This is a genomic window from Edaphobacter lichenicola (assembly GCF_014201315.1).
GTDB classification, from domain to species: Bacteria; Acidobacteriota; Terriglobia; order Terriglobales; family Acidobacteriaceae; genus Edaphobacter; species Edaphobacter lichenicola_B.
Genome location: NZ_JACHDY010000002.1, coordinates 1007332 through 1020977, shown reverse-complemented (window position 1 = coordinate 1020977; position 13646 = coordinate 1007332). Strand labels below are relative to the sequence as shown.

The 13646-nt window shown below is 58.2% G+C and carries 5 protein-coding genes; 3 read left to right on the top strand and 2 right to left on the bottom strand.

Features of this window, described 5'->3' with window-relative positions; genetic code table 11:
• Positions 1-38: 38 nt before the first annotated feature.
• Positions 39-2057: an alpha-1,4-glucan--maltose-1-phosphate maltosyltransferase gene (locus tag HDF09_RS10520; protein ID WP_183765696.1), complete on the bottom strand. Its 2019-nt coding sequence runs from the start codon at positions 2055-2057 to the stop codon at positions 39-41.
• 456 nt (positions 2058-2513) lie between these two features.
• Between HDF09_RS10520 and HDF09_RS10515 the strand changes: the two genes are divergently transcribed.
• The 3 genes from HDF09_RS10515 (at position 2514) to HDF09_RS10505 (ending at position 11728) form a co-directional block, all read left to right on the top strand.
• Entirely contained in the window at positions 2514-5792 is a 3279-nt protein-coding gene (locus HDF09_RS10515; protein WP_183765693.1) for a TonB-dependent receptor, read from the top strand.
• A 115-nt stretch (positions 5793-5907) separates the two neighbouring features.
• Positions 5908-8373 carry a beta-L-arabinofuranosidase domain-containing protein gene (locus HDF09_RS10510; RefSeq protein ID WP_183765690.1) on the top strand — a complete coding sequence of 822 codons (2466 nt, stop codon included), beginning with the start codon at positions 5908-5910 and terminating at the stop codon, positions 8371-8373.
• Positions 8374-8491: 118 nt separating this feature from the next.
• Positions 8492-11728: an alpha-L-rhamnosidase gene (locus tag HDF09_RS10505; RefSeq protein ID WP_183765688.1), complete on the top strand. Its 3237-nt coding sequence runs from the start codon at positions 8492-8494 to the stop codon at positions 11726-11728.
• A gap of 49 nt (positions 11729-11777) precedes the next feature.
• Here the strand turns inward: HDF09_RS10505 and ggt are convergent, their stop codons facing one another.
• Positions 11778-13556, bottom strand: coding sequence for a gamma-glutamyltransferase (gene ggt, locus HDF09_RS10500; protein ID WP_183765686.1), 1779 nt, complete (start codon positions 13554-13556; stop codon positions 11778-11780).
• Between the last annotated feature and the right edge of the window lie 90 nt (positions 13557-13646).

The window sequence follows — 13646 nt, the reverse complement described above, 5'->3', positions numbered from 1 at the left end:
CGTCCTCGTGCTGGAAGCTGTCTTTACGAATGGGGGCGCTAGGGAGTAAGCGGGGTCTCGACGTTCGGTTTGCGAAGTAGACGGAAGATGTGCGCGGGCATCACGTCCGGGCGCAGGGCAACGTAGTTGCTGCGATCATGCCATTGGTAGTGGGTGCCGGTGAGCAGATCTTCGATGTCGAAGGTTTCGTTGTGCGGGATTGCCAGTTCCTTGAGGTCGAGATCGATCCATCCCGCCTGCTCCTGAGTCGGATCGAGATTAATGGCGACAAGAATTTGATTCTGCCCGCTCCATTTGCTGTAGCAGAGGATGCTTGAGTTATCGACGTTGTGGAAGTGGAGCGATCCGTCGCTCTGGAGCGCGGGGTTGTCACGACGAATCTGATTGAGGCGTGTGATCAGCGGCGCGATGCTATGGCTTGCGCTGCGGTCCCACTGGCGAATCTGGTATTTCTCACTGTTGAGATACTCTTCGCTGCCGGGTTTGGCGGGGATGTTTTCGCCAAGTTCATAAGCAGGGCCGTAGATGCCGTAGTTCGCGCCGAGCGTCGCTGCGAGGATGACGCGCTGCATGAAGGCGGGGCGGCCTCCGTTTTGAAGTGTGGCGTGGAGGATGTCGGGCGTGTTGGGCCAGAGGTTCGGATGAAAGAAGTCCGTCACTGGGGGCTTGGTGATCTCTTCGAAGTACACCCGGAGTTCGTCCCTCGTGTTGCGCCAGGTGAAGTAGGTGTAGGACTGGCTGAAGCCGGCCTTGGCCAACGAATACATCACGTGCGGGCGCGTGAAGGCCTCGGCGAGAAAGATCACATCGGGATACTTTTTATGGATCTCTCCAATGCACCACTCCCAGAAAGGGAGAGCTTTTGTGTGGGGGTTATCGACACGAAAGATTTTGACATCGCGAAGGATCCAATAGAGGAAGACATCGCGCAGAGCCTCCCAGAGCCCGCGCCAATCGGGCGATTCGAAGTTGAGGGGGTAGATGTCCTGATACTTCTTCGGGGGATTTTCCGCGTATTGAATGGATCCGTCGGGGCGAATGTTGAACCAGTCGGGATGCTCGGCGACCCAGGGATGATCGGGAGAACATTGGTAGGCGATGTCGAGAGCCAGCTCCATGCCGTGTTCTCGCGCGGCGGCGACCAGAGCGTCGAAGTCTCGAAGAGTACCCAGCGGGGCGTGAATGGATTTGTGGCCGCCCTCTTTTGCGCCGATGGCCCAGGGACTTCCTGGGTCGTCTTCGGTCGAGGTGACGCTGTTGTTCGGGCCTTTGCGAAACGCTTTGCCGATGGGATGAATCGGCGGCAAGTAGAGCACATCGAAGCCCATCGCGGCGATGGTTGGCAGAAGCGCCTGCACGTCGGCGAAGGTTCCGTGCCGCGCTGGGTCGGGCGAGGTGGATCGGGGAAAGAGCTCGTACCAGGTGGAGTAGCGGGCTCGTTCGCGGTCGACCCACAGGTGCAGCTCCTGAGGATAGCGCGTCTCCAGGGTGAGATCGGGATACTGTGCCACGAGGGCGACGATCTCGTCCGTCAAGGGATAGTCGTAGGTGTCGGACTTCGCCTTCGCCAGCTTGAGCAGACGCGCGGCCTGGTCGGCTAGACGTTTGCTGTCGGGCCCTTTGGCGCGTGTTGCGGTCTGCTCCAGCAGGAGAGCGCCGGAGCGCAGGGCGAGCGGAATATCCTGTGGTTCGGCCGAAGCGCTAACGCCAGGCTGACCGGGCTGTGCTGCCAGCCGCTTTCGCAGGTCGTCGGACCAGGTGTCGAAGTGGTCAACCCACGCCTCGAGTGTGTAGACCCAATCGCCGAGCGCATCGGCGATGAAGCTGGCAGACCAGAGATCGTTGGTGAGCGGGGAGAGTGGTGTCGATCGCCAATCCTTCTCGCTCGAGTGACGATAGAGCAAACGTCCTGTGACATGGTCGTGGCCATCGCCAAAGACAGCGGCGGTTACTGTTACGGCGTCGCCCAGAACTCGCTTGGCTGGATAACGTCCACAATCGACTTGTGGTTTGACGTCTTCAATGATGACTCGCTTACGGCCTTCAATAGGTTTCATATCGCTCAGATCTTCACACTGCTTTCGTACCTATAGTAGTCCGACAGGCTGCGCCATAATGCGCTGTCGGGAGGAATGTGGACGCCTCCTAAGAAGATGCAGTCCGAGCCGCATATGTTAGCTGGAGTTGGGGAACGCCGGTGCATCGCGGAGAGGTTCAGCCGGGGCGAAGCTGGCGGGAGAAGAGCTCTGTTCCCGGTGCATGGTGCCTGCACATCCCTTGCTTGAAGCGAATTTCCCGGTTGAAATTCCGGCAACGTCATCACCGGTGTAACAGAATCCGTGTCGCCGTTTAGGCAGGTTTGGCGGGAGGAGGGGCTGTTTTTACCGGCATAAAGCCAGGCACGAATCGGCATTCGATTTCGGCGTAATTTTCCAATTGAAATAATTTTCCCCTTGACAATCGGTTATCGCCTCTGTTCGACTTGCGGGCGTTACAGGGAGGCGGAATATCGCATGGCACACCTAACTAAAACCAACGCTCCTTCAGAGCCGATTGATAACGGCAGAACCAACCGCAAGTCCTCGATTCGGCCAAGTGGCCTTCTCAAGACCAGACTTTCCCAGGCCCTTCAGGCCATGCTCGTCGTGCTGATCGTCGCAGGCTTTGGTCCGCAGAGGGCAATGCTCGCCCAGACCGATCTCGGCTTCATCTCAGGCACAGTTCGCGACAGCGCAGATGCCGTAGTTCTCAACTGTCAGATCGAGATCAAGAACACGAGAACAGCCACAACCCGTTCGGTCACGACGGATCAAAACGGCTACTTCAACGCCCCTTCGCTCACGGTCGGGCCTTACACGGTCTCGGCGACGGCGCCGGGGTTCAAACACCTGGTGACGAACGTAGACGTGACTACGAATGGTGCAACCGCCAACCTGCAACTCTCGGTCGGCAATGTGCAGCAGGAGGTGACGGTCACCTCTGAGTCCGGCTCGGTGAGTTTGCAGACGGACAATCATGAGTTAGTGACGACTGTCTCGCCGACCCAGTTGGTGAACCTGCCGAACAATACCCGAAGCATCCTGAATATTGCGACGCTTGGTCCTGCGTCGCAGACAGGCACCGATGTCGGAGTGGACGGCGGAGACGAGGGCTTCTACGGACAGACCTCAAACTCGGTCATCATCTCGGGACTTGGCAATGCACACACGGCGTTTCTTCAGGACGGCGTCGACAACACCAACCTGCTGACGCAGACGGTGAATATCCTGTCGTCGGTCGAAGCGAGCCAGGAGGTCACGACGATCCTGAACGGCGCTCCTGCACGTTTCAGCCAGCCGTCGATCATCAACGTCATCACGAAGAGCGGCTCGAACCAGATTCACGGAACGGCGTACGACTTTCTCCAGAATGATGACTTCGACGCTCAGAACTGGTTCGCAACCACGAAGCCCGCGAAACGCTACAACCAGTTTGGAGGCAACATCGGCGCGCCGCTCTGGAAGAACAAGCTGTTCGCGTTTTTTGACTACTCGGGTCTGCGCAGCCACACGGCGAACGTCAATAGCGATCGAGTTCCAACCGATGCGGAGCGCAACGGCGACTTCTCCGCAGACGGAGTCACCCTCTACGATCCGTCAACCTACGATCCCACAACAGGAACGAGCCAGCCGTTCGCGAACAATAAGATCAATGCGATTAGTCCCTTTGCACAGGCGTGGCTGAAGAACTATCCGGAGCCGAATGTTCCGCTGAACGCAAATAACGTCAACTACATTGCGAATCTGCCACAGATCAGTAACTACGACGAGTACCTTGGCCGCGTCGACTTCAACATCTCACCGCGTGACCTGCTGTTTGGCACCGTGGCGAGGCTCGAGAGCCAGGCCGGCAACGACAGCATCACACCTGGACTCTTTGGCATCTTCATCGCATTGAAGGGAACGAACATCTCGGCCGCTGAAACGCACGTCTTCAACGCGAACATTGTGAACGTCTTCAAGATCGGCTACAACCGCAGTAACCTCTTCCGCACGCAGCAGGGCCAAGGGGCGTTGAACTATGCAGCACAGTATGGTCTGGCGAACGTCAATCCTCAGCCCTCCCAGTGGACGCCGCCTGCCATCAACCTGAACAACTACACCTCGCTCGGAGATCCTTACTCCCCTCAGGGCGCAGTTCAGAATCGCTTCCAGTACACCGATGAAGTAAGTTGGAAACTGGGCAAACACACCTTTGTCTTCGGCGGCGACTATGTCAGGACGCAGTTCGATGGCAACTGGGTCGTCGGCAACAATGGCATCTACAACTTCGACGGCAGCGCGACCTCGGCTTATGTTGGAGGAGTGCGCAGCTCAACCGACCAGGGCAACTCCTTTGCCGATCTCGAACTTGGATTCCCTCGAACTGCCAATGCTGCCAACGGCGTAACCGTGGGCGCGTTTCGTGGCACGAACGTCTCAGGCTATGTGCAGGACGACTGGAAGGTGCTGCCTCGGTTGACCTTCAACATTGGTCTGCGTTATGACTTCGACAATCCGCCGAACGATAAGAATGGCCACGGCGGGCAGTTCGATGTCGCGTCCAACCGCGTCATTCCCGGCACGTGGAAGACGAACTACAACGACTGGGCGCCGCGGTTTGGCTTCTCCTATCAAGCCAACGATCGCACGGTGGTCCGCGGTGGATATGGAATCTACTACGCGCCAATCCTCTACAACAATCTGCAATTCGAGTTGTTGTACTCGCCTAACTTTGTGAATCAGTCTTACTCCTTCAACGTCGCGGCGCCGGTGGATATCCAAAACCTCTTTGTTCCTAATCCATCGCTGGTCGGACAACAGAACTACACCCTGACGAAGACTTTGAAGGACACGTCGGTACAGGACTGGAATCTCAACATCGAACGATCACTCAGCAACAACACTCTGTTGACGATCGGCTATATCGGGAATGTGACTCGTCACCAGTCCGCGCGTGCCGATCTCAATCAGCCCTTCGGATTGACTCCCGGAAACACGAGCGGGATCCTCGACCTGAGACCGAACACGATCGTCGGAACCACCGACGGTCAGCTCAACGCGGTCTCGGCCAACTACAACGCCCTGGCTATCAAGGTGGAGAGAACTTATACCAACGGGCTGCAATTCCTGGGTGCTTACACCTACTCCAAGGCAATGGATATTCTGGATGGCGATAACGCGGACATTCAGAATCTCTATAACCCGGGGCTCACCTATGGACCAGCCGGCTTCGACCGCACTCAGAATCTCATTCTGAGCGCGGTGTACGAGTTGCCCTTCGGTCCAGGGAAGAAGTTCCTGAACTCAAACAATCTGCTCAATCGCGAGATCATTGGCGGCTGGCAGCTCTCTGGAGTTCAGCAGTTCGCGACCGGTCAGCCGATCCAGGTCACAGCCAATAACAATGCCGATACCAGTTCGGTGCATAGCGTCTACGCAAACAGGATCTGTACTGGAAATCCGCCTGCAGGGCATCCTCGGCTCCAGTTCTTTGATCCGTCCTGCTATGTGCAGCCTGCAACCGGCCAGTACGGAACGGCTCGGAGCGGACCACGTCAGCCTGGCATCGACACGACAAACCTGAGCCTGCAGAAGGCGTTTGCGATCACCGAGCGGCAGCAACTCCAGTTCCGCGCGGAGGCGTTCAGCGTCTTCAACCACCCCAACTTCTCTACCGGTAGCACCAGCATCACCAACCCCGCTGCCGGCCTGCTCACCCAGGAGACTGTCGGTCAGCGAGTACTGCAACTCGCTTTGCGTTATGCGTTTTAGCAATTAAGCCAATCGACCACGAGGGGGCGAAGGTTTCCGCTACGCCCCCTCACAGCTTAGGATTGCTCGACGAAAATTACTTCCTCTTAGGGAAGCGGGACACGGGAGACTGGTGATGGCGGTAACACGACGTAAGTTTCTGTTGAACTCAACCTATGGCAGCGCAGGGTTTGCCGTCATAGGAGCGATGAAGCCAATCGCTCTGCTTTCGCAGACGAGCGAGAAGGAGATGGCGCCTTACCTGACTGGAATCAGAATGGCCGCGACGCCGGCAACTAACTATCGCGCTTATCGCTCGAAGGTGGTTGCGACGCCTGATGTAACGACCTGGGTTCAGGTGGATCTGAAAAAAAGTGTTCCAATCTCTGCGATCCAGTTATTTCCTGCTTCAGAGCGGATGTATCCGGGCCGCGACCAGTACTACGGGGGCGAAGGATTTCCTCTGCGATTCCGGCTGGAAGCCTCTGACGATGCGAACTTCGGCAAAGTTGAGACCATTGCGGACTTCACGCAGTCCGACTTTCCGGATCTGAAAGACAACATCACGCAGTATGTGGCGCACGATGTTCATGGCCGCTATGTGCGGTTGACGGCGACGCGGCTTCGGGTGGTCAAGGCGTCTCCTACAGATAGCACGCCGCTCGGCAAAGAGCCGCAGGACAGCCCCGACTACACGCTAATGGTTGCGAAGATGGCCGTCATCTCCGGCGGCCACGACGTTGCCGTGGGCTGCAAAGTGACTGCGGATGAGAAGTATGGAAACAGTGAACTTCTGGCGCAACTGACGCGGTCGCCTCGGCAGGATGGCGAGGGAGTTCGTGTCGACAATCCTCACGCCGTGACAGATGCGGCAACCTGGAGGCCGGCGAAGTACAAAGCCGAAGCGCCGAAGACAGGAGTGACTCTGGATGGCGGTGTCTTTCAGGAGGCGATGCAAAACAACATTCAATATCTGCTGAACTCGTACACGACGGACGATCTTCTGCGTCAGTTCTATGAGCGAACAGGCAAGATCAAGAACTTCAAGCCGACCGGCTCGCAGGTCTTCTGGGAGGAGGATCTTGCTGGCTCGAACGCTGGCCGTTTCCTGATGGGTGCGGGCAACACGATCCGCTGGATCGACGATCCCGAGTTGCGCCGCCGAGTCAATGTTGTGGTCGATGGCATTGAAGAGTGTCGTCAGCCGAACGGATACATCATGGCGTATCCCGAAGACACGATCTTTTACTCAGAGCGCGCCGCCTACACTCGCGCGTGGCTTACACATGGATTGCTCGAAGCAGCCTATGGCGGCAACCCGAAGGCTCTGCCGATGCTGCGCGGATACTACGACTGGTTCAATCAACAATCATTCCTTCCGGACATGCTGCGTGGTGCGATTCAAGGCGGGCAGGGCATGGTCGCGAATACACGTATGTGCACCAGCCCAATGGGAAAGCCGGCGGATGCGCAGGTGATCCAACGCTACTACCAGGAAGATGGCTGGCTGGAGGGGTTGGCGAAGGAGGAGAAGGAGCAGGTGTGGCAGTACCCCTACGACCGCCCGCACTGCTATCTGTTGACCAATCTTGAAGCGTATCTGGATATGTATCTCGCTACCGGAGACGTGCGGTATCGTGACGCTGTTCTTGGAGCATGGGAGCTCTATCGCGCACATTGGCAGCAGGCCGGCGGAAGCATCTCGATCATCGAGTTCGAGAAGGATCCACCGAACAGCAACTATCTCCATCAAAAGTTGGGAGAGCTCTGCGGCAGCAGCTTCTGGGTCTTCCTGAGCCAGCGCTTTCAACTGCTCAATCCTGATGAGGAGCGTTATGCCACCGAGATCGAGAAGTCGATCTACAACGTTGGCATGGCGAACCCGGACGGCGGCGTCGGACTGCGTTATCACACTGTCATGGAAGGCAAGAAAGAGAAGTCGACACACGAGAACACGTGCTGCGAAGGACAGGGGACCAGGCTGCTTGGGACTCTGCCGGAGCACATCTACTCCATCGCGCCCGATGGAATCTACGTTAACCTCTACGAGCCTTCTACGATTCGCTGGCAGCAGGCAGGTCAGCCGATGGAGTTGAAGCTGAAGACTCGTTTCCCCTACGACACGCACGTGAGCGCTGCGGTGAAGGTCTCGGCGCCGACACAAGCCAATCTTCGGATTCGAGTTCCTTCCTGGGCGGCGAAGGAGATGGCGGTTTCGGTGAACGGTAAGGTTGCGGGCTCCGGTAAGCCGGGCACTTACCTTGCAGTCAACCGTCAGTGGAGCGATGGGGATGTCATCGAGTTCGTGCTTCCCGCAGAGATACGAGTACGCCGCTATAACGGGGACGACCAGATTACGGGCAAGAAGAGGTACTCCGTGGAGTACGGCCCAATTCTGCTGGCTGCCGTGGGATCTACGGCCGCGAATCTTACTGTGGACAAGGGCCACGAAGCCGAGCATCTCGCCAATCATCTGGAGCCAGTTGATGGTTCCCCGCTGCACTTCACCGTTCGAGGCAACGACGGCCAGAAGTTTGTGCCGTACTGGAAGATCTCGGAAGAGGAGTTCACTTGCTACCCGCAGGTAACCGCGATGGCTTGATGAGTCTGGATGGACTGCGGTAGGGTGGCAGTCTGTCCCTTGTCTTCAAGAGACGATGTTCAAGTCGATGTTCTCAACTCTGGCACGCAGTCCCTTTGGTGTCCTGGATAGCCAACTCATGAAAATTTCGCGCCTCGCAACCTTCCCGTTCGCCTCCGTGGCGCAGCGTGCTTCGTCCCTGGCCTTGGCCTTCTCTCTCTGCGTTTCGGCAGCGTCTGCTGCGCCGGTCCATCTTCGTGTGGATCAGCGGATCGATCCGCTCGGCATCGATTCAACACATCCAACACTGTTGTGGCAGAGTGATGCGACCACACGCAACTGGAGCCAATCGGCGTATCGAATCCTTGTTGCCAGCTCGCCGAATGCATTGCGTGATGGGCACGCAGATGTATGGGACAGCGGGAAGCAGATGTCCGCAGAGTCGGTGAATGTGGCCTATGCCGGAACCGCGTTGACGTCTCACCAACGTTGTTACTGGGCGGTTCAGACCTGGGATGCGCAGGGAAAAGAGGAACGATCTTCTGAGGTTGCATGGTGGGAGATGGGTCTGCTGCAACCATCCGACTGGAAGGCCCAGTGGATTCGGCGCGACAACCGTGAAGAGGCAGAGGTGTTGAAGGCAATATCGTGGATCTGGCTGCCGGAGGGAGACTCCGAGCGCGTCCCGCAGGGTACGGAGGCGGAGTTCCGTTACAACCTGCATCTCGACAAACTTCCGAGCTCGGCCAGTCTTCACGTCCTGGTGGGTGGCATCTTCACCACGCAGGTCAACGGCACCGTTACGGGGCATAAGGATCAATGGGGAGCGTTCGATCGTGAAGATATTCGCGACCAGCTTCACGTTGGCGACAATCAGATCGTCGTCCACATCGAGACCCCAAGATCGAATGAATCGAATAGAACCTTTCGCGCTGCCTTCGCTGCTGCTCTAAAGCTCACCGACGGTGCGGGCAAAACGAGGTGGATTGAAAGTGACGACGCGTGGCAGGCTCGAGCCCTCAAGCCAGTGGAAGACAAGGAGTGGTCTCCTGCGAAAAAGCTCGGTGCGTTTGCGGATCTTAACTTCGGCGTCGGCACAGATCGCGAATCACGTGGACAGAATCCCACTGTGATCGAGTCGAGCACCGCGCTACTCCGAAAGCAATTCACGCCGACTCGGAAGGTGGTCTCAGCGCGGCTCTATGTAACAGCACTCGGTAGCTACCAGAGCTATTTGAACGGCAAGGAAGTGAGCAAATTCAGGCTTACACCAGGATTTACGGACTATCGCAAGCGCGTTCTGTACCAGACCTACGATGTCACCTCCCTGCTCGTCCCCGGACGCAACACTGTCGCTGCAATCCTCGGCGCGGGCTGGCACGGCAGTCCACTCTTGTGGTCGGGCTCGCGCTTGTTTCCTGGTCCGGATCGTCTGCGCGCTCAGCTTGAGTTGACCTTCGCCGATGGCACTCATCAGATTATTGCAACGGACTCCAGTTGGGAGACAGCCGCGTCGCCGATTGTCTCTTCGGAGATCTATGGTGGAGAAGCCTACGACGCCCGGCTTGAAGTGCGGGGATGGAATACGACCGCGTCTCCTAACTCCGTAAATTGGTCGCCGGTGGTTGTCGATGATGCGAACACGGCCATCCTTGTTACCGCGCAACCAGACACACCGGTGCAGCCCGCGCAGACAGTCGCGCCTATTGCCGTAACTATGGTCGGCTCCGGCAACGCGCAGGACGCGGTCTTCGACATGGGACAGAATATGGTCGGCGTGGCGCGCCTGCATGTGCACGGGCCGCGGGGAACTACCGTGAAGCTCCGCTTTGCGGAACGGCTCAATCCCGACGGCACGGTCTACACCGAGAACCTGCGCGACGCCGATGCAACCGACTCCTACACCCTCAGCGGTCATGGAGAGGAGGAGTGGATGCCGGCCTTTACCTTTCATGGTTTTCGTTATGTGCAGGTGTCCGGCTATGGTGGTAAGCCTTCCCTGTCGGCGCTGCAGGGTCAGGTGCTCAACAGCCTTCCCGCTTCACCGTCAATTCGTTTTGAAAGCTCCAGCGCACTGCTGAACAAGATGAGTGAGCTTGGACTTTGGGGACAGCGCGGCAACTTCGTCTCGATCCCCACCGACTGTCCGCAGCGTGACGAACGCATGGGATGGATGGGCGATGCCGGTGCATTCTGGCGCACAGGCACGTACAACTTCGACATCGACGCCTTCTCGCACAAGTTCATGCTCGATGTCACCGATGCGCAAAGTCCCGACGGTGCCTTTTCCAACATCTCGCCGAATCTTTTGCAGGGGAGGGACGGCCATCCCGGCGCTCCCGGCTGGGGCGACGCGGGCGTGCTGGTTCCGTACGCAACCTGGCTGCAATATGGAGACGCTACGGTGATCGAGCAAAGCTGGCCGGACATGGAGCGGTGGATGGACTTCATCCTGCGCACGAATCCGACCTACCTTCGCGAGAAGGAGCTTGGAGCGAACTTTGCCGACTGGCTCGCGCCCGATCCGCATACTCCATCTGACCTGGTCGCGACTGCCTACTGGGTCATCATCGCGCGCCAGATGCAGACGATGGCCACAGCACTAGGTCGCTCCGCAGACGCTGAGAAGTACGCGACGCTGATCTCTCGCATACGGGATGCGTATCAGCAGAAGTATGTGCACTCCGACGGCTCAGTCGAAGGCGACACCCAGACATCGTATGTGTTGACGCTCTACACAGGGCTCGCTCCAAAGGAGCTTGAGAAGCCGATGACCGACCGCCTGGTGCGCGACATTCAGGCCCACCAGACTCACCTGACGACGGGTTTCCTCGGCACACCGTTCCTGCTCTCCGTGCTGGAGGCGCAACGCCGCTCCGACGTAGCGTACAACCTGCTCCTAACTACGACCTATCCCTCGTGGGGATACATGGTCGACAAGGGCGCGACGACGTGGTGGGAGCGCTGGAATGGAGACACGGGCGACCCATCCATGAACTCCTATAACCACTATGCGTTTGGCTCCGTCATGGCATGGGTCTTTCGGCGCGTGGGTGGTATCGACGCAGATCCCGCGAACCCGGGCTTCCATCACGTTCTCGTCAGCCCTCACGTGGAGCAGGGTCTGTCGTACATGCACACCGAGTACGACTCTGTGTATGGAACGATTGTGACGGACTGGACGAAGAAGCCGGACGGCCTGCTTCAGTTGAACGTCAAGATACCCGCGAACACCACGGCCACTGTCTTTCTCCCGGCTACACCGACGAGCGTCGCAAAGCAGGACGGAGAACGCATCACGACTCCTTATAAAGAAGGATCGATAGCCCGCGAGATTGGCTCAGGGAGTTACAACTTTTCGGTTGATAGCAACTAAGACGCAGTGGAAGAAAAAAGCGAGAGCGATTGTTGTCGGCAATCGCTCCTCAATATCCTGCGGCCTTACCGTAGTTGCGGCGGTTATCGTGGCCACCAAGAAGTTCGTGAGTCTTGGGGTCGACTGCGATGAGTTCGCTGTCGCCCCAGGTGCCGGGGTTGTGTTCATCGGCAACGGCAAGGCGATTCACGTGGTAGCCCATAGCCTTGAGCTGTTCAGCGACCTCGGGAGAGAACTTCTTTTCAAGGTCGAGACGATCCGGCAGATACTGATGATGAAAGCGAGGGGCATCGGCAGCCTGCTGAATGTTCAAACCGTTATCGACGCAGCTAAGCAGGTCGTTTGCCACGGTCGTGATGATGGTCGAGCCGCCGGGAGTGCCCAGAACATACGCCACTCTGGCACGGCGAAAGAGGCTGCCCTTGGTCGTGACGATGGTGGGAGTCATCGCTGAGAGTGGGCGCTTGCCTGGAGCAATGGAGTTGGCGGGGCCTTGAATGAGCCCGTACATATTCGGCACGCCCATCTTGGAGGCGAAGTCGTCCATCTCGTTATTCATCAGAAAGCCGAGACCCTCCACCGTCACGCCCGATCCAAAGGTGCCGTTGAGCGTATACGTGTTGGAGACGGCATTGCCATCGGCGTCGATGATGGAGAAGTGTGTGGTCTGGGTGGACTCGTGCGCGACGGGCTGAAGCTGCGGAGGCGGCGGCATGAAGCCAGCAGGCCGAACCAGATCCTGGGACGGCGTTGGCGATGCCGGTTGAATCGAGCTTCGCCACGCGGCCGCGTACGCTGGATTCGCCATCTCTTTCAGCGGTTGCGGCGTAAAGTCAGGATCGCCGAGGTAGTCGGCGCGGTCCATGTAGGCGCGGCGAAAGGCCTCCGTGATGACGTGAACCTGCGGCGCAGACCGGTCCGGACCTAGCTTGGGTAGGCTGTAGGTGGAGAGGATGTTTAGGATCTCCACCAGAACGATGCCGCCGGACGAGGGTGGAGGCGCGGTGATAATTTTGTAACCGTGGTAGGCACCTTTTACCGGCTCGCGATCCTTCACCTCGTAAGCCGCGAGATCGGCAGCAGTGATAAGACCACCGCCGGCCTGTTCAAATGAGGCGATCTGTTTCGCCATCTCGCCCTTGTAGAAGTCGTCGGGATTCGCCGCGATGCGCGTGAGCGTCGCGGCCAGCAGAGGCTGCTTGAACGTATCGCCCTCCTTATAGAAGTCGCCGTCGCGCTGGAAGATGTGTGCTGAGGTCGGGAAGCGAGCGAGCATCTTGCTGTGAAGATTCTGCGCCTCCTCGGCAGAGAGCACGTAGCCGTCGGTGGCCAGGTGGATCGCCGGCGCCATGTCCTGTTGCAGGGTCAGCTTGCCGAAGTGGCTCTGCGCATAGACGAGTCCTGCGACGGTGCCGGGAACGCCGGACGCTTTGTACCCAACCGTGGAGAGGCCGGGAACGACGTTCTTCTGATCGTCCAGATACATATCACGGCTGGCAGCAGCAGGAGCCTTTTCGCGATAGTCGAGGAAGTGGGTCTGACCGTGCCTGGTGCGGATCAGCATGAAGCCGCCGCCACCGAGATTGCCAGCCTGCGGATAAACCACGGCCAGCGTAAACGCCACCGCGACTGCCGCGTCGATCGCGTTGCCGCCTTGCTGCAGGATGGCGAGGCCGGCGTCGGTAGCGTCGTGGTGAATCGTGACGACCATGGCGTGCTTCGCGCGAACCGGCTCTTCGGAGGCTGAAGCGATGGTCTGCGCTCCGAGCGAATTTGCAATGAGGGCTAGTCCGACGGTAGCTGCAAAGACACGGGTGCCAGCGGGCATTCAGGGCTCCAGAAAGTTGTGGATGGGCGCTGTGATCAGCATAGCTGGTTCGTGATTGAGGCGTCCGAAATAATGGCGGATTGGTCCTCC